This is a genomic window from Microcoleus sp. CZ3-B2, from assembly GCF_036705055.1.
In the GTDB taxonomy this organism is placed as follows: Bacteria; Cyanobacteriota; Cyanobacteriia; order Cyanobacteriales; family Microcoleaceae; genus Microcoleus.
Map to the genome: position 1 here is coordinate 13120 of NZ_JAUBTN010000007.1, position 23874 is coordinate 36993.

Here is a 23874-nt window from a genome sequence, read left to right on the forward strand (position 1 = left end):
AATAACTCCACCGGGAATAACTCCACCGGGAATAACTCCACCGGGAATAACTCCACCGGGAATAACTCCACCGGGAATAACTCCACCGGGAACCAATCAGCCGCCGCCATCACTCAGGGATAGATTTCCCGATCGAGCGCGATCGGTTTTTCCCGAACCCAACCAACCTTTTAACCCCCAACAGCAACGGAATCAAAACAGAATATCGCGAGTTATAGGAAAACCCGGAGAAAGGATACCGCCGGAAAGAATCCAATCTCTGAGAGGACTGAGAAATGTTATCAATTCAAATATCAGAGATTCAGTTATTCAGTCAGCATTTCGCAGTGAAATCGGCAGAAATTTGGATGTCGGTCAAATATCGGCAGCTTTACCTCTGCTGGAAAAATCTTTCAGCCAAGAATTCCGGGAATATTTCGGTATCAACGTTAGCAGCGACGAGTTGCTATCCCCAGACGAAATCAAGAAAAAGTTAGCATCTGCGGGTGCAGAAACGGGCACGAAACCCAGCTTAATTTATCTGTTTTCGCGAGCAGACAAATTAGATTTAATGTTAGTAACTTCTTGCGGTGCAGTGGTTCACAAAACCGTGTCGCAAGCAAACCGGGAAGAATTGCTGAAAGTTGTAACTGAATTCAGGGGTGAGATTACTAAGCCTGGGGCGCGGACTACTACGAGTTATCTACCATCAGCCCAAAAGCTTTATAAGTGGATGGTTGCGCCTTTGGAGGAGGATTTGCAAAAGTGCGAAACGGATACTATTTCCTTTGTTGTCGATCGGGGTTTGAGAGGTATGCCCTTTGCTGCTTTGCACGACGGAAAGCAATTTTTGGTGGAAAAATACAGTCTCAGTTTGATGCCGAGTATTAATTTAACAGATAGTCGCTACGTGGATCTCAGAAATTCTCAAGTTCTAGCCATGGGCGCGTCGGAATTTTCCGAGTTGAATCCTTTACCCGCAGTGCCTGCAGAAATAGCTGCTATTTCGCGAGAGTGGCCGGGAGCAAGTTTTCTGAATGAGGGTTTCACTTTAGAGAATTTGAAACAACAGCATCAAAGCCGGCCTTTTGGAATTATTCACTTAGCTACTCACGGCGAATTTCGTCCGGGGGCTCCGAGTAATTCTTTTATTCAGTTGTGGAACAGTCGGCTAAGATTGAATGAGTTGCAGAATTTGAGATTGAATAATCCGCCGGTGAATTTGTTAGTTTTAAGTGCTTGTCGGACTGCTGTGGGTGATGAAAGTGCGGAGTTGGGTTTTGGCGGTTTGGCGCTGCAAGCGGGGGTGCAAACGGCTTTGGGGAGTTTGTGGTATGTTTCGGATGAGGGTACTTTGGGATTGATGAATGAGTTTTACCAGCATTTGAAGACTGCGCCAATTAAGGCTGCGGCGCTGCGAGAAGCGCAAATTGCGATGTTGCGGGGTAATGTGCGTTTGGAGGGCGGGAAGTTGCGGGGTTCGAGTCGGGGCGAGGGGGTGGAGTTGCCGCAATCTTTGCAGGGGTTTGCTGATTTGAAGTTGTCACATCCTTATTATTGGTCGGCTTTTGTGATGATTGGAAGTCCGTGGTGATTGGTAATCGGTAATGAAAGCAAAAGGTAATTGACAATAACCGCAAAGCTTGCGGCTTAAAAGCTGGTGCCCTGCCAATTATTCATTACCCATTACCCATTAGCACACATACCTCATTTATCTGAGAAAGGCTATATATTGTCAAGCCTTCAAATCAGAAAACCAAATAGAAACCTCAGCATCTGGATTTTCTGGCAGCCGAGTCCATCCAGTTGATTGGGCAAATCTCTGCTTGATTAGCGCCAGTTGATTTTTATTTTGCTCCAAAGCCTTAGATACAACAAGTATGACTCTCAAATCTTGTGCTGTTGTAATTTTCATCTGAGCTTCTTCACTGTCAACTATTGGAAGTGTGAGGATTCTGTGTCTCATTTCCAGCCACGAACCAAAACGCAATTCATCGGTATCTTTAGTTAAGACTACAACATCTTTAGGTGATTTAACAGCAGAATTTATTTGACTAACTACCGATTTAACATTCGTTTTTGACAAGATATCGACATAGATAAAATTCTCTGTTGTTACGTAATTTTTCCGCAACATTATAGCCTCAGCCCAATCACCTATATAATTGAGCGGGGGCAGCAAGACAAAGAATACCAATAAAATAGACAAGACAATTTTTGATAGGATAGATTTTTCCCGATTTGAAATCCAGTAAAGGTAGGAAGAAATAACAAAAAAGACATTAAGTATAAAGAAAGGATTGCTATAACGACCGATGCCTGCCATTAATAGATTAATTCCAGTTTTATAAGATATATATGCAATGAATATAAAAGGAATCGTGGAAAGGCAGCCCCAAAGAATAATAAGTTTTTTATTGTATATATTTTTTCGAGCGCAGTCTGCAACAAACCAAAAAGCTGCTAAGGTTCCTGCTAGACCTACAAATATTTTAAAGGTTTCTGTTTTTCCTGAAATATCTAAAGCAAATAACTGTTTAAAAATTGTGCTTGTACAGGTCAACAGCCTGCCTTGAGTAAAAATTTCTGAATTGAATAGACCCAAACCAGGAGCTGCTATTAAACTAAACAAAAAACGCATTCCTCTTGTAGAAGGCGATGCCACAGGAATAGCAGATTGAAATTGCTCTACAGCACTATGGACTCCAGAAAGTGAATGGTGAATAGCACTCAGACCAATTACGGGTAACAAGCTGAATCCCGTACAAACTGTTAACAGGATAAAACGGTTTTTCAAGGTATATTGTTTGCTGAAAAACCATAAAAATACAGCTAGATATGCGAGAATTCCTAGAGAAACTAAAAAAGCAGAGTATTTTAACCAGTAAATTCCCCCTAAAAGTAGACCTAGTAGAGCTGCATGAATTAGAAGGCGGCTGTCAAATTTATTGCCTGATGATAAAATTGAACACAGATACATTGCGTAGAGTAATACCCAAGGCATGACTGCCCACGGAATCACATCTCCTGCTGTAAAAACCAATAATGAGCCAATTTCTATATAATAGATAGATAACAGGACAGCTATAATTATTTTGATTTTTTGGTCAGAGGTGAGAGTATCTATTACCTTTATCCACCCCAAGCCGCCTGAAAGAAACAAAAAGTATGCCGTTGTTCTGACTGCAATTCCTAAAGGCAATCCGAGGGCGATTAAAGGTAAAAATGTGAAGGTAACGCCGGGAGCGTGCCAGACTATCCAGGTTTGTATATCTTGGGATATATCTTTGGGATTTACGGTGACAACTGAGTTGATTAAACTAGATCCTCCGCTCAACCACTGGGAAATTCCTTTAATTTGAGGAATGGGATCGTACTCTATTCGGTAAGGAAATAATGAGGCGATCGCAAAAAAGACAGTGACAATAAATATAAATATTAAATATGGCGCTAATTGCCGATAACGAGAATTTGTTAAATTCATATTACAGTTTTAGTTAGGGAAACTATAAAGTATAAGTCAATACGGTTGACTGAAGAATAATCTGAATTGCAAAAAATGCCTCTATTGCCTATAAAATCGTAAGATGAAGTTCATCAAAAAATATTAAGTCAATTGTATTGAACTATAAGTCACCTGTCTCAAAATTGGTAATAAATGTGATGTTTCTTAATAGTTCTTGAAATTTTGGCTGGTAGGTATGTTCGCCAGCAATGCGGATGGTACTATTGCTCAGGGACAATCTTTCATCAATTCTTACACTCAAGGTAGTAGTGCGATAATCCGCAGGGGAGTTTGTGGTATGTTTCGGATGAGGGTACTTTGGGATTGATGAATGAGTTTTACCAGCATTTGAAGACTGCGCCAATTAAGGCTGCGGCGCTGCGAGAAGCGCAAATTGCGATGTTGCGGGGTAATGTGCGTTTGGAGGGCGGGAAGTTGCGGGGTTCGAGTCGGGGCGAGGGGGTGGAGTTGCCGCAATCTTTGCAGGGGTTTGCTGATTTGAAGTTGTCGCATCCTTATTATTGGTCGGCTTTTGTGATGATTGGAAGTCCGTGGTGAAAAGATATTAATATTCCTGTTCTTCTATTAGATCATTTCCGGTTAAACCGGAATTATGTTTACTGTTTACTGTTTACTGTTTACTGTTTACTGTTGACTGTTGACTGTTCACTGTTTACTGCTTACTGCTTACTGTTTACTGCTTACTGTTGACTGTTGACGGTTGACTGTTGACTGTTGACTGTTCACTGTCAACCGTCAACAGTGAAATCGAATTTACTATTCCGATGAATAGAGGATTTGATATTACTTAGCACGGCAATTTTCCGAGGATTTTAATGATTGGCAGTCTGTTTTTCCATTTTGTATTTTCCCCGCAGCGCGTGGCATTACTTGAATTTGCGGTTCGGTTAGCAGCGAAGTGGTTGGTAAAGCCGACAGAAACGAGCGATTGAAAGCCAAGAGATGCCGAAAAACTAAACAGGAGTTAAAAAACCCTATTTTTTTCGTTTCTAACGCGCTATTATTTACAGAAAGCTGGTGCGTTGTGACTTAGCGTTAATTTTTAGCAGAAAAATCAATATGCTCTCGATTCCAGGCGTTGCCGTCCAGACACTGCTCTATGAAAGTGCTAACTCTCTGGTTTACCGGGCCATTCGGGAAGCCGATCGCCAACCGCTCATCCTCAAACTTCTCAAAGAGAGCTACCCCACACCTCAAGAATTGCTGCGCTACCGCACTGAATATCGCATTACCCGAGAGCTGAAAGAGGCGGGAGTCGTGCGAGTCTATGATTTGCAAAAATACCAAAACAGCCTCGTGATTTTTGTGGAGGACTTTGGCGGGGAATCCTTGAAAATATGGATGCTGCGGCGAAAGTTTAGCCTCAAGGAGTTTCTGCTCCTGGCGATCGCCACTACTGAAACTTTAGGGCAAATTCACAGGGCCAACATCATCCACAAAGATATTAACCCCTCAAATATTGTTTATAACCCGGAAACGGGGCAGCTCAAAATTATCGACTTTGGTATTTCCACTCAGCTAACGCGAGAAATGCCAACCCTGAAAAACCCCAGCATTTTAGAAGGCACCCTCGCTTACATCTCGCCGGAACAAACAGGCAGGATGAATCGCTCTATCGATTACCGCACGGACTTTTACTCCCTCGGTGTCACCTTCTACGAATTGCTGAGTGGAAAACTGCCTTTCGAGACAGAAGATGCTTTAGAGTTGGTTCACTGCCACATTGCCAGACAGCCAATTCCCCCGCACGAAATCGAGCCAGAAATTCCCCTAATTATCTCCCAAATAGTCAGTAAATTGATGGCGAAGAATGCCGAAAACCGCTATCAAACAGCAGTGGGTCTCAAGCACGATTTAGAAATATGTCAGGTTACATTACAAGAAAACGATAGCATAGAAGAATTTGACTTGGGAACGCATGATATTACAGATAATTTCCTGATTCCCGAAAAATTATACGGCAGAGAAACAGAAGTTTTCGAGCTATTAGCCGCCTTTGAAAGAGTTGGTAATGCTACTGCCGAAATGATGCTAGTCGCTGGCTCCTCTGGAATTGGTAAAACCGCAGTCGTGAACGAAGTCCACAAGCCGATCGCCCGACAGCGCGGTTATTTCATCAAAGGCAAATACGACCAGTTCCAGCGCAATATCCCGTTCAGTGCATTTGTGCAAGCATTTCGGGAATTGATGGGACAATTATTATCAGAAAGTGACGCTCAGTTAGACAGATGGAAAACCCTGATCCTCACAGCAGTAGGCGAGAGCGGGCAAGTCTTGATTGACGTAATTCCTGAATTAGAACGCATCATTGGCGCTCAAAATCCTGCACTAAAATTGTCGGGGAGTGCCGCCCAAAATCGCTTCAATCTGCTGATGCAGAAATTTGTGCAAGTATTTACTACTGCTGAACATCCCTTAGTGATGTTTCTGGACGATTTGCAGTGGGCGGATTCGGCATCACTGAAATTGCTACAACTATTGATGGAGGATACGGGACATCTCTTGGTATTGGGTGCTTATCGGGATAATGAGGTATCACCTGCTCATCCGTTTATGTTGGCGGTGGATGAGATTGTGAAGTCTGGGGCCACGGTGAATACGATTACGCTGCAACAATTGCGTTTAGCAGATCTCAATCAGTTGGTAGCAGATACACTGATTTGCGATTTATCTTTAGCTCAACCTTTGACAGAATTGGTTTATCAAAAAACCCAAGGTAATCCCTTTTTCTCGACTCAATTCCTCAAGGCGTTGCATGAAGATGGTCAAATTATTTTTAACCCCCCTCAATCCTCTCTTAGTAAGGGGGGCAGTCAAGGGGGGTGGCAGTGCGATATTAATCAAGTTAAATTTGCCGACGCCTCGGATGTGGTGGAGTTTATGGCGGCGCAATTGCAGAAGTTGCCTGCCGAAACTCAGGATGTTCTCAAACTTGCCGCCTGCATTGGGGCGCAGTTTGATTTAGAGACATTGGCAATAGTCAGCGAAGAATTACCAGAACAAACGGAATTAGCGCTGTGGAAAGCCTTGCAAGAAGGACTCATTTTAGTGATTTCAGAAGGCTATAACTTCATTCAAGCAGATGCTCAATCCCCAAATCAGTCTGTTGCTAATCCCACTTATAAGTTCCTGCACGATCGCGTCCAGCAAGCGGCTTATTCATTGATTCCCGACGACCAAAAACAAGCCACTCATCTGAAAATTGGCCGGTTGCTGCTACAAAGTTCTTCCGAGATAGAAATAGAAGAAAAAATCTTTGATATTGTGGGGCATTTAAATCAAGGAATTGAGTTAATCAATCGATTAAGTGAACGCTCAGCCTTAGCCCAACTCAACTTAGAAGCTGGACGCAAGGCCAGAAATTCTACCGCCTACGCTGCGGCAAATATCTATCTACAAACGGGAATTGAGCTACTGACACCTGAATGCTGGCAAACTCAATATGAATTGGTGCTAAATCTTTATGTTGCTGCTGCTGAAATTGCCTATTTGAATGGTGACTTTGATGGTATGGAACAGAGGGTAGCAGTGGTTTTGCAAGAAGCCCAAACAATTTTAGATCGAGTTAAAATTTACGAAATTAAAATTGCCGCTAAGACAGCCCAGAGTAAGGTTTTAGAAACGATCGCAGTAGCAAGAGAGGCACTCTTACAATTGGGGATTGAACTCCCTGCCGAACCTGATGAAGTCAAGATTGGCAAAGCGCTGCAAGCCCTTGCGGGGCAACTAAGCGGCAGAAAAATTGAGGAATTGGTTGACTTACCTGTGATGACAAATCCAGAGACTCAGGCAGCTATGCAACTGTCTGGTATGTTGTTTCCACCCATTTTCCAGGGAATGCCCGGTTTGCTGCCCCTGCTGAGCTCCACGATGGTGAGTTTATCGCTCTCTTTTGGGAATGCGCCCGCATCGACAGTGGGTTATGCGATGCACGGGATGGTGTTATGTGCCTTTTTGGGAGAGGTAAAAACGGGTTATGTTTTTGGGCAATTGGCACTCTCATTGCTGGATAGGTTGAATGTACCCGAATTCAAGTCCACAGTTCTGCTTTTGTTTGGCGGTTGGATTCAGCACCGCCAAGAATCTCTTTTGGCAACGATACCGACGCTGAAAGAGGGCTATAGGTTGGGTATGGAAACGGGCGATTTTGTAGACGCTGGCTACAACATATATATTTGTTTTTATACTTATTTATTCGCTGGTGTAGAACTAGATACTTGGGAAGCAGAAATAGCAAGTTTCAGGGCGGTAATGGCGCAGTTGAAACAATATTCTGCGCGGGTTTATTTGGATATGATTCAGCAGACGGTGCAAAACTTGAGGGAAACCCATACTCGGCAGGATTTGTTAATAGGATCTGCCTATGATGAAACGGTGATGATTCCCAAGCACTATCAGGATAATGAATTTACGGCGATCGCCTGTGCCTGTATCTACAAACTGCTGCTTGCTTACTGCTATGGCAATTACACGGCGGCCCTAGACCATATTACCCAAGTCCAACAGTATTTGATGGGAGTATCTGGATCGACTTTTGTGCCAATTTTTCATTTTTATGCTGCCCTGACGCACCTGGCACTTTTTTCCGCACAGCCAGAAACGAAGCAAACTGAAATTCTTGGCTTAGTGGAAACCCATCAAAGCACGCTGCAACAGTGGGCGAAAAATGCTCCGATGAATTATCTGCATAAATGGCACTTAGTTGAAGCAGAACGGCAACGGGTGTTGGGCAATAAGGCCGAGGCGATTGAAATGTACGATCGCGCAATTTCTGGAGCCCAAGAAAACAAATATGTTAATGACGAAGCCCTGGCAAACGAACTCGCAGCAAAATTCTACGGCGAATGGGGCAAAACAAAAATTGCTCAAGCCTACATATTTGAGGCGTACTATTGTTATGTTGAATGGGGAGCAACTGCTAAGGTAATAGATTTAGAAACGCGATATCCCCAATTATTCATTGTAACTCAATCGGGAAGAAAAAACACTCAAACTACCGTAGCAATGACAACGACTGGTTCGGGGAATCACCTAGATATCAGCGCAGTGATGAAGGCTTCTGGGGCGATTTCCGGCGAAATATTGCTGGATAAACTACTGTCTAGCTTGATGAAAATTTTGATGGAAAATGCAGGGGCGCAAAGAGGCTATCTGATTTTGTCAAGCCAGGGACAACTGTTAATTGAAGCTGAAGGGGCAATCGATGACGAACAAGTCACGGTGCTGCACTCAATCCCTGTTGATAATTGTCAAGAACTTTCTTCTGCGATTGTCAATTATGTGTCCCGCACTCAAGAAAGTATGGTACTAGATGATGCTGTGCGATCGGGACAATTTACCAACGACCCCTACATTCAAAAGCATCAGCCCAAATCAATTTTATGCGTGCCGCTGATCGATCGATCTCAAATCGTCAGTATTGTTTACCTAGAAAACAATCTGACCGCCGGAGCTTTTACGCCCGAAAGAGTGGAACTATTAAAAGTATTATCTGGACAAGCGGCTATCTCGATTCAAAATTCTAAACTCTATACAGAAGTCCGCGAAAATGAAAGCAGGCTGGCTCAACTCAACAAAGCTTACGAGCGCTTCGTCCCCCATCAATTCCTCCAGTTTCTCAAGAAATCCAGCATCATTGATGTGGAATTGGGCGACCAAGTGCAGTTAGAAATGTCGGTGTTGTTTTCAGATATTCGCGATTTTACCACACTTTCGGAAACTATGACACCGGAGAATAATTTCAAATTTATCAATTCCTATCTTTCTCGCATGGAACCCGTGATTAATGAAAATAAGGGGTTTATTGATAAATATATTGGCGATGCGATTATGGCGCTGTTTAGCGGTGAGGCGGATAATGCGGTGAAAGCGGGAATTTCTATGCTGCACCGTCTCGTTGAATACAATCAATACTGCGCTAATTCAGGCTGTGCCCCGATTCAGATTGGGATTGGAATTAATACGGGTTCTTTGATGCTGGGAACGGTGGGAGGACAAAATCGCATGGATGGGACAGTAATCAGCGATGCCGTTAATTTAGCTTCTCGCGTGGAAAGTTTGACAAAAAATTATGGGGTGTCGCTGTTAATTACCCAGCCAACTTATTCGCGCCTGAAAAATCCATCTCAGTATGCAATCCGCACTCTCGACACGGTAAAAGTCAAGGGAAAATCTGAAGCGGTGACGATTTATGAGGTGTTTGATGCCGACACGCCAGAAATCAAAGCGGGCAAGTTAGCTACGCTGGAATTGTTTGCAGAAGCGAGGGCAATTTACTTGGAAGGGAATGTGGCTGAAGCGGCGCGGCTGTTTTCCGAGTGTTGGCGTCAGAATCAGGCCGATCGCGCGGCTAAAATTTATTGGGAACGCTGTCAGTCTGCATTGGGGACTCGCACAAAAATCAAAGACAGGCTACACAATTTAAATTAAGCGGTTGCTATACCTGAAAATCAAATCAAAAGTGCGATCGACTGTTGATGCAGCATACAAATTAGGCGATCGAAATCGGGGCTACCAAAAAGTATTCGCAGGCTGCTGCCCGAAAAAGTCAACATTATTTGTGACAAAAACAAAACTTTTTCGTTTCTAACGCGCTATTATTTACAGAAAGCTGGTGCGTTGTGACTTAGCGTTAATTTTTAGCAGAAAGATCAATATGCTCTCGATTCCAGGCGTTGCCGTCCAGACACTGCTCTATGAAAGTGCCAACTCTCTGATTTACCGAGCCATTCGGGAAGCCGATCGCCAGCCGATTATCCTCAAACTTCTCAAAGAAAGCTACCCCACACCTCAAGAGTTAGTGCGCTACCGCACCGAATACCGAATCACCCAAGAGTTGAAAGAGGCGGGAGTTGTGCGAGTTTATGACTTGCAAAAATACCAAAACAGCCTCGTGATGTTTGTAGAGGACTTTGGCGGCGAATCCTTGAAAATTTGGATGCAGCAGCGAAAGTTTAGCCTCAAGGAGTTTCTGCTCCTGGCGATCGCCACTACTGAAACTTTAGGTCAAATTCACAGCGCAAATATCATTCATAAAGATATTAACCCCTCGAATATTGTTTATAACCCGGAAACGGAACAATTAAAAATTATTGATTTTGGCATTTCCACTCAACTAACGCGAGAAACACCGATACTGAAAAACCCCGGCATTTTGGAAGGAACCCTTGCTTACATCTCACCAGAACAAACCGGGAGAATGAATCGCACTCTCGATTACCGCACAGACTTTTACTCGCTTGGTGTCACCTTCTACGAATTGCTGAGTGGAAAACTGCCTTTTGAGACAGAAGACGCTTTAGAACTGGTTCACTGCCACATTGCCAGACAGCCGCTTTCCCTGCCGGAAATCGAGCCAGAAATTCCCCTAATCGTATCTCAAATTGTCAGTAAATTGATGGCGAAGAATGCCGAATACCGCTATCAAACAGCCTTCGGAATAAAGCATGATTTAGAAATGTGTCTGGTTCAATTACAAGAAACGGGTAACATTGAGCAGTTTGCTTTGGGAACGCGAGATATTACAGACCGTTTCCTGATTCCCGAAAAACTTTACGGCAGAGAAACTGAAGTTTTTAATCTATTAGCAGCCTTTGAACGAGTCAGTACAGGTAGCGCCGAAATGATGCTCGTTGCTGGTTTCTCTGGGATTGGTAAAACCGCAGTCGTAAACGAAGTCCATAAGCCGATCGCCAGACAGCGGGGCTATTTTATTAAAGGCAAATACGATCAATTTCAGCGCAATATTCCCTTCAGTGCATTTGTGCAAGCATTTCGGGAATTGATGGGACAATTATTATCAGAAAGTGATGCTCAGGTACAAACATGGAAAACCAATATTCTCACCGCAGTAGGTGATAGCGGGCAAGTCTTGATCGAGGTAATTCCTGAATTAGAACGGATCGTTGGCGCTCAACCGACTGCACTAGAACTGTCGGGGAGTGCGGCCCAAAATCGGTTTAATTTGCTGATGCAAAAGTTTGTGCAAGTATTTACCACAGCCGAGCATCCCTTAGTGATGTTTTTGGACGATTTGCAGTGGGCGGATTCGGCATCTTTGAAGTTATTACAACTGTTGATGGAGGATAGGGGGCATCTGTTAGTATTGGGTGCTTATCGGGATAATGAGGTGTCACCTGTTCATCCGTTTATGTTGACGGTGGATGAGATTGTGAAGTCTGGGGCAGCGGTGAACACGATTACGCTGCAACCGTTGAGTTTAGCGGATCTGAATCAATGGGTAGCAGATACGCTGATTTGCAATTTATCTTTGGCCGGGCCTTTGACAGAATTGGTTTATGAAAAAACCAAAGGTAATCCCTTTTTCTCTACTCAATTTCTTAAGGTATTATATGAAGACGATCAAATTATTTTTAACAGGTATGTACGGCATTGGCAGTGTGATATTGCCAATGCTAGACTTACCCATGCCTCGGATGTGGTGGAGTTTATGGCGGCGCAATTGCAGAAGTTGCCTGCCAAAACTCAGGATGTTCTAAAATTGGCGGCTTGCATTGGGGCGCAGTTTGATTTAGAGACATTAGCAGTCGTTAGCGAAGAATTACCCGAACCAATGGCATCAGCGCTATGGAAAGCCTTGCAAGAAGGACTGATTTTAGTGATTGCAGAAGGCTATAACTTCCTTCAAGCAGACGATCAATTTAATATTGAGTCTATTACTAATCCAACTTATAAGTTCCTGCACGATCGCGTCCAGCAAGCGGCTTATTCATTGATTCCTGATGACCATAAACCAGCTACTCATCTCAAAGTTGGACAGCTACTTTTACAAAATGCCTCGGAGATGGAAAGAGAAGAAAAACTGTTTGATATTGTCGAGCATTTGAATCTAGGCAAGGAGTTAATATCCCAAGCAAAAGAGAGGGAAGCCTTAGCACAACTTAACTTAAAAGCTGGACAGAAAGCTAGAAATTCTACTGCCTACGCTGCGGCAAAAGTTTATTTGCAAATAGGAATTGATTTACTAACAGCAAACTGTTGGCAAAGTCAGTATGAATTGACGCTGAATCTCTATGTTACAGCTACTGAAGTTGCTTATTTGAATGCTGACTTTGAGGGTATGGAACAGATAGCAGCAGAGATGTTGGAAAAAGCCCAGACAATTTTAGACAAAGTTAAAACTTACGAAAATTTAATTATTGCCCATACTGCCCAAGGTCAGATAAAAGCGATCGCAGTCGCCAGAGAAGCACTGAAACAATTGGGGGTTGCACTCCCTACCGAAGCTGATCAAGTCAAAATAGATCAAGCCCTACAGAGCCTTGCGAGAAAACTTCAAGACAGAAGCATTGAGGAACTGGTGAACTTGCCTGTGATGACCGATATTGAGACTCAAGCCGCCATGCAACTCTTAGGACTGTTATTTTCAGCCATTAATCAAACCATGCCGAGTTTACTGCCCATACTTAGTTCTACGATGGTGAGTTTATCGCTCCAGTTGGGAAATGCACCGGGATCGATACTAGGGTATTTGATTCACGGTGTGGTGCTGTGTTCTGTTTTGGGAGATGTCAAAACTGGCTATCGCTTTGGTAAATTGGCACTGAATTTACTCGATCAGTTTAATGCAACGGAATGTAAGTCCCTAATTCTGGCTGTATTTAGTAGCTGGATTCAGCATCACCAAGAAGCTCTCAGAGCAATGATGCCAACGACTAAAGAGGGGTATAGGGCTGGCATGGAAACTGGCGATTTTCTATACGGTGGCTATAGCATACTCGTTTACTTTCATGCCAACTTTTTCGGTGGAGTAGAACTAGAAACTTGGGAAGCCGAACAGGCTGGCTACACCGCTGCTTTCGGTCAGATGAAGCAATATTCTGTCCAGGCTTATTTGGGTATGAATCAGCAGGTAGTAAAGAACTTGAGGGAAAGTATGAATCAACCCGATTGCTTAATTGGTAATGCCTACGATGAAAGGGTGATGATTCCTAAGCATTATCAGAATAATGACCAATCGTTGATTTCTTTTGCCTATATCTACAAACTACAGTTGGCTTACACTTTCGGGAATTGCAGTGCTGCCCTCAGCCACATTGCCCAAGTCAAACCGTGTTTAATGGCAGTATCGGGATTGTATGTTTTCCCCATTTTTCATTTCTATGCCGCCCTCACCCACTTAGCACTTTTTCCCACTCAACCAGAAATTGATCAAGCAGAAATTCTTATGCAAGTGGAAACTCATCAAACCACTCTACATCAATGGGGGCAAAATGCTCCGATGAATTATCTGCATAAATGGTATTTAGTGGAGGCCGAAAAACATCGAGTTTTGGGCAATAAAGCTGAGGCGATTGAAATGTACGATCGCGCCATTTCTGGAGCCAAAGAAAATAAATTCCTCAACGAAGAAGCACTAGCTAACGAACTAGCCGCAAAGTTCTACTGGGAATGGAGCAAGGAAAAACTTGCCCAAACCTACATGATTGAGGCATATTATTGTTATGTTCAATGGGGAGCCACTGCTAAGGTAACGGATTTAGAAACGCGATATCCGCAGTTATTGGCGCCAATCCAACCGGGAAGAAAAACAACTAAAACTACGGCATCAGTGACGACCACGGGTTCTGGTTCTAACTTAGATATCACCACGGTGATGAAAGCTTCTCAGGCGATTTCCGGCGAAATATTGCTGGATAAACTACTGTCTAGCTTGATGAAAATTTTGATGGAAAGTGCAGGGGCGCAAAGAGGATATCTGATTTTTTCAATCCAGGAAAAGCTGTTAATTGAAGCTGAAGGGAAAATTGATGATGAAGTTGTTACCGTGTTGCAGTCAATCCCGGTTAAAAATTGTCAAAAACTTTCTGAATCAATTGTTAATTATGTGGCACGTACTCAAGAAAGCGTGGTGCTGGATGAGGCTTTCCGAAAGGGACAATTTACCAACGATCCTTATATCCAAAAGAATCAGCTCAAATCAATTTTATGTGTGCCGCTGATTAATCAATCTCAGATCGTCAGTATTGTTTACCTAGAAAACAATCTGACAGCCGGAGCTTTTACGCCAGAAAGAGTGGAACTATTAAAAGTGTTATCTGGACAAGCGGCGATCTCGATTCAAAATTCTAAGCTTTATACAGAAGTCCGCGAAAGTGAGAACAGGCTTGCTCAATTTTTAGAAGCAATCCCGGTCGGGGTGTCAGTGCTGAATGCTTCTGGCAAACCTTACTATAGTAATCGCGCTGCTATTCAATTATTAGGTAAAGGAGTTATTCCTAACGTCACCAGCGAGCAAATACCCGAGGTTTATCAAATCTATCAAGCGGGAACTGAGCAAGAATATCCCTCAGCAGAATTGCCCACTGCGCGCGCGTTGAGGGGCGAAAGTGCAACCGCTGATGATATGGAAATTCACCAAGGCAACAAGATTATTCCGATCGAGGCTTGGGGTACACCAATCTATGATGAAAAGAACAATATTTCTTATGCAATTGTAGCCTTTCAAGATATCACGGAGCGTAAAAAAGCCGAAACAGAGCGAATCAGATTTACCGCTGAACTGTTTCTACTCAACCAAGCTTACGAGCGCTTCGTTCCCAATCAGTTCCTCCAGTTTTTAGAGAAATCAAGCATTATTGATGTGGAATTGGGCGACCAAGTGCAGTTAGAAATGTCGGTGTTGTTTTCCGACATTCGCGATTTTACCACACTTTCGGAAACTATGACACCGGAGAATAATTTCAAATTTATCAATTCCTATCTTTCTCGCATGGAACCCGTGATTAATGAAAATAAGGGGTTTATTGATAAATATATTGGCGATGCGATTATGGCGCTGTTTAGCGGTGAGGCGGATAATGCGGTGAAAGCGGGAATTGCGATGCTGCACCGTCTCGTTGAATACAATCAATACTGCGCTAATTCAGGCTGTGCCCCGATTCAGATTGGGATTGGGATTAATACGGGTTCTTTGATGCTGGGAACGGTGGGAGGACAAAATCGCATGGATGGGACAGTAATCAGCGATGCCGTTAATTTAGCTTCTCGCGTGGAAAGTTTGACCAAAAATTATGGGGTGTCGCTGTTAATTACCCAGCCAACTTATTCGCGCCTGAAAAATCCATCTCAGTATGCAATCCGCACTCTCGACACGGTAAAAGTCAAGGGAAAATCTGAAGCGGTGACGATTTATGAGGTGTTTGATGCCGACACGCCAGAAATCAAAGCGGGCAAGTTAGCTACGCTAGAATTGTTTGCAGAAGCTAGGGCGCTTTACTTGGAAGGGAAGTTATTGGAAGCAGCGCGGCTGTTTTCCGAGTGTTGGTGGCAGAATCAGGCCGATCGCACGGCTAAAATTTACTGGGAACGCTGCAACTCTAAATTAGAGTCAACTGAGGAATGAAATCCTCGATAAGGATGTTGAGATCCAAGTCGCGATCGCCCTTTTGTATTTATTACCCACCAGAAAAGAGGTCGCTTGTGTTGAAGTAGCCTCAAAGGGCGATCGCTTAACCGAATCATCCGCGAGAAATATCCCAACATTCCCGCGCAATTTCCCAATCTTCCTGAGTGTGAATCACCAAAACCCGCACCGCTGAATCAACCGCCGCAATATCATCATCAACCGGCGAATTTAAATTTTTCTCCCCATCCAATTTTAACCCGATAAATCCAAAAACTTCGCAAGCCGCAGCCCGCACAACCGCCGAATTTTCCCCAACACCCGCAGTAAAAATCAAAGCATCCAACCCGCCCAAACTCGCCAACATCGCCCCGATACCAGCCCGCAAACGGTGCACGTAAATATCCAAAGCAAGTTGAGCGCGAGAATTGCCATCTTTAATCGCTGCCAAAATTTGCCGCATATCGCTAGAAACCCCGGAAATCCCCTTCAAACCAGAATTTCGATTCAGAATATTATCTAGTTCCTCAGCGGTAAAGTGCGATCGCCTTAACAGATAAATTATGATACCGGGATCGATCGCCCCCGATCGACTTCCCATCATCAAACCATCCAAAGGAGTAAAACCCATCGTAGTATCAACACTCCGACCACCGAGAACCGCCGCCAGAGAGCATCCGTTGCCCAAATGACAGCTAATCAGCCGCAAATCAGCTAAATCGCGGTTGAGAATTTCAGCAGCCCTGCGAGTGCAATATTGATGGCTGATGCCGTGAAAACCGTAGCGCCGAATCCCCTCTTCCAGCCATTCGTAGGGGCCAGGATAAACAAACGCAGCGGGCGGCAATTGAGCGTGAAAAGCCGTATCAAAAACAACAACTTGCGGCACATTTCCCAGTATTTTTTCGATTGCTTCGATGCCTTCCAAATTAACCGGATTGTGGACGGGAGCAAACTCAGCCAAACGAGAAATTTCCTCTTTTACTTCCGGCGAAATCAGCGTGCTTTGCTGATATTTTGGCCCGCCGTGAACGACGCGATGACCGACAATATCAATGTCCTTTAAACTATTAATAACTTGAGTTTTTCCCTGCCACAGAGTCTCCAGCATCCGAGCAATGGCCTGGGAGCGAGAATTTGAAGCGAATTCTTCCTCAAGCCTATTGCCCGCAGCAGTTTTGACTTGCAACTCCCCGGCATTTTCGCGGTGAGTCCAGTCTATTTGCGCTTCCCAGAGGGGTTGCGGCGCGCGATCGGGAAGCTGGTCATTTAGTTCGTACAAGCAGCTTTTGTGACTGCTAGAACCTGCATTTAAAACTAGGATTTTCATGGGAATTGGGAATTGGGAATTGGGAATTGGGAATTCAGGGCTTACGCACTCCGACCTCAGAAACCGGGTTTTTACGTTTTCTGCTCGTTGGAACCAAATATTTTCTTAAAAAACCCGGTTTCTGGCTGCGTATTAATTGTTAGCTATTCACTAACCATCACTCTGTTAAGGAATATGTCAAATTATTAAAAATCAATTCAAGATGTAGCCACTGGTTGCTGTTGTTTGATATATCTTCATCATCTGATTTTCATGGACTAAAAATTAAGGAGTCGATCGCCATGTTGCCAACAATTTTACTAACCGTTAGCGCCAGAACCGTAGAGTGGAGCCCCGAAATCGGTTTAATTATGATTATTTGCAATGTTGCAGCCATTGCTTTCGGCAGCTTAACCATCAAAAATCCTCACACAGGCCCAGCCGCACCCTCAGCGAATCTGGTGGGCGGTTTGAGCTTGGGTGCACTTATCGGAAGTCTCTGCTTCGGTCATATTCTGGGAACAGGTACGATTTTAGGATTGTCTTACTTGGGCGCACTTTAGTTTGAGACTATGTAGGGTGCGCCCCCGCACCTTACCGCCAATGTCAAGTACCGGGTAAATTGCGGAGAGTTTCATCCATGTAAGAGCGATCGCCCAAAACCTCCAGCATCGGCCCGCGCACATCAAACTTGACAATACTCACAGAAGCTGCTAAAGCGGCAATCCGATTGCGGTAACTTCCCAAATCAATCCCCAACAAACTGCACAGAATAATCCGAATAGTCGCCTTGTGCGAAACCACCAAAACATTACCATTCTTGTACTTTTCCTGAATTTCTGCAATCACTAAGGACGATCGGCTAGCAATTTGCACAGAAGTTTCCCCCTCAGTCGGTGGATTCCAAGCCGGTTCCGTCAACCAATTAATATAATCATCAGCATATTTTTCACGAACCGATTCAACTGTTTCACCCTCCCACTTGCCGTACTTAATTTCCTTCAATCCGTCACGCAGTTGCATTTCAATTCCCACAGCATCGCACAGAGGTTTAGCCGTAGCAATTGTGCGTTTCATGGGGCTGACATAAACAGCATTCCAAGGCAATTTTGCATAAGTTGCGGCAAATTGCTCTGCCATCATAGAACCTTCCGGTGTTAATTCTGCGTCGAGGTCGCCGCAGTAGCCGCCAGTCTTGCTGTAAGTTGTTTCACCGTGTCGTAGAAAGTAAATTTTTAAACTCATATAGATATCTTATTTCAACAGAGGGCGCAGAGGGCGCAGAGTCAGAGAAGAGAGAGATGAATAATTCCGATACTTACGGATTTGATCTTGATTGTATTTGAATTTTATCAGCTTAGCAAAAGAGTTTAAGAAAATCCTTCAAATCATTGAGAGCCGGATTATCCCAATCCCAAATATCTTTTTTGTGTTCCATAACATAATCAAACCCAGACATACTGCATTTTCTTCCAGCTTGTTTCTGTTCCTGATTTGAGCAAGTATCATACCTGAGATAGATGCTAACCCAAAATTTATCAAAGTCTTTCTGGTTGATTTCCTTGACCTGGCTTTCTATGCAAGTTTTCCAGCTATCCAAACAATCAGCATAAGGAGAATCTCTAGCCTTTATTTCCTTTAAAAGTGTTTCCAGTTCGCCTTTACCTCCAACATTTGTAAAGTAACAAGCCAATTTTGCATTTGTTCCATTGTCTCCACAAATATCAATAAATTGTTTGGTTTTTGACAAAGTTCCAGATTCAAACACTTCTTTTATACATCTATCTACGAATTGCAACCGTTCTTGCTCTGAATCGTTATCAATATCAATAAGAATCCCAATTTTTTTTATATCTCTTTTTTGCAGGTCGGCTTCTAAAGCTTTTAACGTAGTGATTAACTTTGTTTCGCTCAAACCTTCCAAGCTTTCATAATCATCTATAAAAATAGGTGGTTCTACCTGGATATCGCAGTTTATTTGCTCAACCATTGCTTTCATAAAAATTGCATCATTTTTACTTTCTACTATGATAATATTACTCACCTCTCACTCCTTTTTGATGCTCTAATGCGTAATTCAAAGTTTCCAAATCGCGTCTGATGCCGATGATTTGATTTGTTTTCGGTTGCTTTGCTAGTTCAAAATAGGCGCTGCTGCATTCTTTATTGAGTTCTAAACCAACATCAGCAAATGCTTCGAGCATTTCTAGGCTGTGAGTTGTGGCAAAAATCTGGGTATCGAATTCAACAGCCAACCTAAACAAAATTCTCCAGAAATTTCGCTGATTAGTATAGTGAATGCCATTTTCTATTTCATCAACCAACAGTATTTTGTGTTCACTGTTTACCAATTTTAAAATAATGTCTGCTACCCGATTAATTGCATCTCCGAATAATGATAAAGGCAAACGGTTTTCGCCTTTTCTTTTCAAGTACAGCGTCGGTTCACCAATTGAAAAACTTTCTACTGATTCTATCGCCGGATCTAGAACTTGAAAAGCTTTCAAAACTTCGCTATCTTTGTCATCCAAACGCGCTCGATCGTATGCTTCTGTAAGATTTTTACCCGAAATCCTCATAAACGATGGAATGATAGGCGATGAGCCGTCAGCAGTAGGAATGCCAGAAGTTATTACACCCTTAGAACTAGCGATAACAGAGGATTGAGTATATTCGCCACTTTCTCTAGTCAATTTAATAGTTAGTACAGATAAACCCGACTCATTACTCGACAAAAAATCTATAATTTCCTCGGCATCTTTATCTGCAAAAACATCTTTGAAATTGCCAGATTTATCTATTAACACTTCTATTCGATGATTTTTATTACTCTCATGTTTTCCTAAAATTACTATAATTTTCTCTTTGTCAAGTACATAAAATAAATTATCCCAAGCTCTATTAGGCATGGCTTCCATAACTTTTGAAGGCTCCCTTCTCAGCGCTTTCAGCGTTACTAAACTTTTAACTTGCGGAGAGTCATTGAGCAGCAATGCTTCTAACAAGGCTGTCTTGCCAGCATTGTTTTTGCCGCCGATTAAATTTACTCTTTCAAACCCAGAAATTTTGGTGTTTTCAAAGCACCGAAAATTTTGAATTTCTATTTCTTTAAGCATTGCCGCCTCTTTTGAATGTACAAATCCTAAATTGCAATCGATTTATGTTAAGCTAACTTACATCTTACATTCTTTTAATTATACTAGAGAAACGTCATGCAGAATGTAGACCTTTTTGAAGTCATTGAACGCGATCCGACCAAGGTGAGTGGTGCATGGGTATTTCGGGGAACGCGCGTACCTGTCGCCGCCTTTTTCGAGAACCTTAAAGATGGAGCATCTATTGACCAGTTTCTCGAATGGTTTCCGGGAGTAACTCGCGCCCAAGTTGAGGTGCTACTCGATCGCGCCCTAGCCTCAATAACGCAGATAACACAGGTATGAAGATATTGTTCGACCAAGGTACGCCAGTACCCTTGCGCCGATCGCTACTGGGTCATAAAGTAGATACTGCTTATGAACGTGGATGGTCAACATTAGCGAATGGCGATCTGCTCGACACAGCCGAACGCGATGGGTATAATCTGCTGGTCACGACCGATCGCAACTTGCGTTATCAACAAAACCTGACAAACCGACAAATTGCTATTGTGGTTTTGCTGTCCACCTCTTGGCCGCGCATTCAAAAGCATCAAGACAATATTCGGAACGCGATCGACACTATTTTTCCGGGCGCATACCTCGAAATTGAGATTGCTGGCTGAAGCTTTATTTAACCTTCTATTCTCATACATATAAAATTTTGTAGGGACACGGAATTGCCGTGTCCCTACCATAATATCGCTATCCAGGTGCACCCGATCGCACGCTTTGATCTCCTGTCGTTGTCGGATCTTTCGTTTCCTTCGGCGTATCCGACGCAACCGCGCCCCCATGCGGCCACTTCCAGTCGCGGATTTCCGGCATATCGTCACCGTGTTTGGTGATATACTGCCTGTGCTCGATCAGCTTGTCACGGATAGCTTGCTTGCCGTAAGCAGCAGCAGAACTAAGTTTTTCAACCCGATCGAGTACATCACCAACTAAATGGAAGCGATCGAGATCGTTCATCACCACCATATCAAACGGCGTAGTAGTCGTACCCTCTTCCTTGTAACCGCGAACGTGAATATTCGAGTGATTAGTCCGGCGGTAAGTCAAGCGGTGAATCAGCCAAGGATAGCCGTGAAAAGCAAAAATCACAGGCTTATCCTTCGTGAACAAAGCATCAAAATCGCGATCGGACAAACCGTGCGGATGTTCGCTAGTAGGCTGCAGCGTCATCAAATCCACCACATTTACCACCCGCACTTTTAACTCAGGATAATCTCGGCGCAGAATGTCAACAGCCGCCAAAGTTTCCAGCGTCGGAACATCGCCCGCGCAAGCCATCACCACATCAGGTTCGCCACCTCGATCGTTGCTAGCCCACTCCCAAATACCGAGACCAGTCGTACAGTGTTTGATCGCAGCATCCATATCCAAATACTGCAAAGCCGGCTGCTTCCCTGCAATAATCACATTAACGTAATTGCGGCTGCGGAGACAGTGGTCAGTTACTGACAGCAAAGTGTTCGCATCAGGCGGCAAATAAATCCGCACAACTTCCGCTTTCTTGTTAATTACGTGGTCGATAAAACCCGGATCTTGGTGAGAAAAACCGTTGTGGTCTTGTCGCCAAACGTGGGATGTTAGCAAATAATTCAAAGAGGCGATCGGTCTGCGCCAAGGAATATCGCGAGTAGTTTTCAACCATTTAGCGTGTTGGTTGAACATCGAATCAATGATGTGAATAAACGCCTCGTAGCAAGAGAAAAATCCGTGCCTTCCTGTCAGCAAATAACCTTCCAGCCATCCCTGACAAAGATGTTCGCTGAGGACTTCCATCACGCGGCCGTCGGGGGTGAAGAGGTGGTCATCTTCCGGCAAAGTTTGGGCCATCCACTCCCGACTCGTCACTTCAAACACCGGATCGAGGCGATTTGAGGCCGTCTCGTCCGGCCCGACAACTCGGAAATTAGCGTTTTCCTGATTGAGTTTCATCACGTCTCGCAGGAATCGCCCAGTCACGCGAGTTGCTTCGCCCATCACAGTGCCGGGTTTCTGCACGTCTACGGCGTAGTCGGCAAATTCCGGCATTTTCAAGTCTCGCAGCAGCTTGCCGCCGTTAGCGTGGGGATTTGCCCCCATCCGTCGATCGCCCTTGGGTGCAAGTTCCGCCAATTCTGCAATCAGTTTACCCTGATCGTCAAAGAGTTCTTCGGGCTTGTAGCTTTTCATCCAATCTTCCAGGAGTTGGACGTGTCCGGGCTTAGAAGCCATTTCTGCTAACGGTACTTGGTGCGATCGCCAAGAGCCCTCAGTTTTCTTCCCGTCAACCTCCTTCGGCCCAGTCCAGCCCTTGGGAGTCTTCATCACAATCATCGGCCACTGCGGGCGGCCCGAATAACCTTCAGTCCGGGCTTTTTCCTGAATCGCCTTAATTTCGCCGATCGCCGCATCCATAGTTGCAGCCATCAACTGGTGCATCGTTTCCGGATCTGAACCTTCCACCCAATAAGGTTTGTAGCCGTAACCAACCATCAAACTTTCCAATTCCTCCTGCGGAATGCGGGCCAACACCGTCGGATTGGCAATTTTGTAGCCGTTGAGGTGCAAAATCGGCAACACGGCCCCGTCCCGAACCGGATTGAGAAACTTGTTAGAATGCCAGCTAGCAGCCAGTGGGCCCGTTTCTGCTTCCCCGTCGCCGACAACAGCCGCCACGATTAAATCTGGGTTATCGAAGGCCGCCCCGTAGGCGTGGACGAGGGCGTAGCCGAGTTCGCCGCCTTCGTGAATCGAACCGGGAGTTTCCGGCGCGACGTGGCTGGGGATACCGCCGGGAAACGAGAACTGTTTGAACAGCCGTTTCATCCCTTCTTCGTCTTCAGAAATGTTCGAGTAATATTCGCTATAGGTGCCTTCGAGATAGGTATTGGCCACCAAGCCGGGCCCGCCGTGTCCGGGGCCTGCGATGTAGATGGCGTTGATGTCTTGGGCTTTGATGATGCGGTTGAGGTGAACGTAGATGAAGTTGAGGCCTGGAGTTGTCCCCCAATGTCCGAGGAGTCTGGGTTTGACGTGTTCGAGTTTGAGTTGTTCTTTGAGTAGCGGGTTGTCGAGAAGATAGATTTGTCCGACGGATAGATAATTTGCGGCCCGCCAGTAGGCGTTAATTTTATGTAGTTCTGAGTCGGAAAGCGGTTTTAATTGGGGGATTTCGGTCGTTCCTAACGTCATCGGCTATTGACTCCTGAGTTTTGGTTGTTTGGAAAAAAATGTTTGGGAAGTTTTTTGGCAAGTGCGATCGGTCATATTTTGCGATCGGTCATATTTGCTATTTTTATTCCCTATTTTTGTCACAAACAATTGAATTGTATATCGTTTTTGTCTGTATCAAAGTTTAAATGAATCTTAATTTTTTACTAAACATCGCGCTATTTTAACGGAAGAAAGGCGGCAACTAGCGAGGGCTCAAGGAATTATGCAATAGAAAATAGGAATTATGCAAGAGTTTTTGTAGGGCGCGGGCTGCGGGTCGATCGCTATATACTGTGCGTCGCCGGCTGTGCCGTGCAAGTCGTGAAAAATTCTGCTTCAGGTAGAGGTCAAAATTATT

The 23874-nt window shown here is 44.2% G+C and carries 12 protein-coding genes and 1 pseudogene; 7 read left to right on the plus strand and 6 right to left on the minus strand.

Going from position 1 to position 23874, the window contains the following annotated elements; genetic code table 11:
• Positions 1-1573, plus strand: a 1573-nt coding sequence (locus tag QUA97_RS04610; protein WP_333193434.1) for a CHAT domain-containing protein, incomplete at its 5' end; no start/stop codon positions are given.
• A gap of 141 nt (positions 1574-1714) precedes the next feature.
• Here QUA97_RS04610 and QUA97_RS04615 read toward each other — a convergent pair.
• On the minus strand, positions 1715-3463 hold the full coding sequence (locus tag QUA97_RS04615) for a hypothetical protein (protein ID WP_333193436.1): 1749 nt from the start codon (positions 3461-3463) through the stop codon (positions 1715-1717).
• A gap of 309 nt (positions 3464-3772) precedes the next feature.
• Between QUA97_RS04615 and QUA97_RS04620 the strand changes: the two are divergent.
• From QUA97_RS04620 to QUA97_RS04630, 3 genes and pseudogenes are all read left to right on the plus strand, one after another.
• Positions 3773-4042 (plus strand): annotated as a pseudogene (locus tag QUA97_RS04620) (CHAT domain-containing protein); the annotation flags it as partial.
• Between the two features lie 522 nt (positions 4043-4564).
• Complete coding sequence (locus QUA97_RS04625; RefSeq protein WP_333193441.1) at positions 4565-9934, plus strand: AAA family ATPase; 5370 nt, start codon at positions 4565-4567, stop codon at positions 9932-9934.
• Between the two features lie 226 nt (positions 9935-10160).
• On the plus strand, positions 10161-15869 hold the full coding sequence (locus tag QUA97_RS04630; RefSeq protein ID WP_194069399.1) for an AAA family ATPase: 5709 nt from the start codon (positions 10161-10163) through the stop codon (positions 15867-15869).
• Positions 15870-15984: 115 nt separating this feature from the next.
• Here the strand turns inward: QUA97_RS04630 and QUA97_RS04635 are convergent, their stop codons facing one another.
• Positions 15985-17199, minus strand: coding sequence for an acetate kinase (locus QUA97_RS04635; RefSeq protein WP_333193445.1), 1215 nt, complete (start codon positions 17197-17199; stop codon positions 15985-15987).
• A 281-nt stretch (positions 17200-17480) separates the two neighbouring features.
• On the opposite strand from QUA97_RS04635, the gene psaK reads away from it, so the two are divergent.
• A complete protein-coding gene (gene psaK, locus QUA97_RS04640; RefSeq protein WP_194069397.1) occupies positions 17481-17741 on the plus strand; it encodes a photosystem I reaction center subunit PsaK in 261 nt (86 codons plus the stop codon).
• 43 nt (positions 17742-17784) lie between these two features.
• Here psaK and QUA97_RS04645 read toward each other — a convergent pair whose 3' ends face one another.
• The 3 genes from QUA97_RS04645 to QUA97_RS04655 form a co-directional block, all read right to left on the minus strand.
• The gene (locus QUA97_RS04645) at positions 17785-18423 is read right to left on the minus strand and encodes a histidine phosphatase family protein (RefSeq protein ID WP_194069396.1); all 639 of its coding nucleotides are present in this window, start codon (positions 18421-18423) and stop codon (positions 17785-17787) included.
• A gap of 112 nt (positions 18424-18535) precedes the next feature.
• A complete protein-coding gene (locus QUA97_RS04650) occupies positions 18536-19222 on the minus strand; it encodes a DUF3226 domain-containing protein (protein ID WP_333193450.1) in 687 nt (228 codons plus the stop codon).
• Complete coding sequence (locus QUA97_RS04655; protein ID WP_333193452.1) at positions 19215-20294, minus strand: AAA family ATPase; 1080 nt, start codon at positions 20292-20294, stop codon at positions 19215-19217. The genes QUA97_RS04650 and QUA97_RS04655 overlap by 8 nt, the downstream gene beginning before the upstream one ends.
• Positions 20295-20390: 96 nt before the next feature.
• Here QUA97_RS04655 and QUA97_RS04660 point away from each other — a divergent pair, with 96 nt between their 5' ends.
• Both QUA97_RS04660 and QUA97_RS04665 read left to right on the plus strand, forming a co-directional pair.
• Entirely contained in the window at positions 20391-20618 is a 228-nt protein-coding gene (locus QUA97_RS04660; protein WP_333193455.1) for a DUF433 domain-containing protein, read from the plus strand.
• Positions 20615-20938 (plus strand): DUF5615 family PIN-like protein, encoded by a 324-nt coding sequence (locus tag QUA97_RS04665; RefSeq protein ID WP_194069392.1) that lies wholly within the window; start codon positions 20615-20617, stop codon positions 20936-20938. The genes QUA97_RS04660 and QUA97_RS04665 overlap by 4 nt, the downstream gene beginning before the upstream one ends.
• 79 nt (positions 20939-21017) lie before the next feature.
• Here QUA97_RS04665 and QUA97_RS04670 read toward each other — a convergent pair whose 3' ends face one another.
• Entirely contained in the window at positions 21018-23495 is a 2478-nt protein-coding gene (locus QUA97_RS04670) for a phosphoketolase family protein (RefSeq protein WP_333193459.1), read from the minus strand.
• Positions 23496-23874 lie beyond the last annotated feature (379 nt).

Coding starts and splice junctions, on each gene's coding strand:
- QUA97_RS04615 (WP_333193436.1), bottom strand. CDS start 3,463: ATGAATTTAACAAATTCTCGTTATCGGCAATTAGCGCCATATTTAATA.
- QUA97_RS04625 (WP_333193441.1), top strand. CDS start 4,565: ATGCTCTCGATTCCAGGCGTTGCCGTCCAGACACTGCTCTATGAAAGT.
- QUA97_RS04630 (WP_194069399.1), top strand. CDS start 10,161: ATGCTCTCGATTCCAGGCGTTGCCGTCCAGACACTGCTCTATGAAAGT.
- QUA97_RS04635 (WP_333193445.1), bottom strand. CDS start 17,199: ATGAAAATCCTAGTTTTAAATGCAGGTTCTAGCAGTCACAAAAGCTGC.
- psaK (WP_194069397.1), top strand. CDS start 17,481: ATGTTGCCAACAATTTTACTAACCGTTAGCGCCAGAACCGTAGAGTGG.
- QUA97_RS04645 (WP_194069396.1), bottom strand. CDS start 18,423: ATGAGTTTAAAAATTTACTTTCTACGACACGGTGAAACAACTTACAGC.
- QUA97_RS04655 (WP_333193452.1), bottom strand. CDS start 20,294: ATGCTTAAAGAAATAGAAATTCAAAATTTTCGGTGCTTTGAAAACACC.
- QUA97_RS04660 (WP_333193455.1), top strand. CDS start 20,391: ATGCAGAATGTAGACCTTTTTGAAGTCATTGAACGCGATCCGACCAAG.
- QUA97_RS04665 (WP_194069392.1), top strand. CDS start 20,615: ATGAAGATATTGTTCGACCAAGGTACGCCAGTACCCTTGCGCCGATCG.
- QUA97_RS04670 (WP_333193459.1), bottom strand. CDS start 23,495: ATGACGTTAGGAACGACCGAAATCCCCCAATTAAAACCGCTTTCCGAC.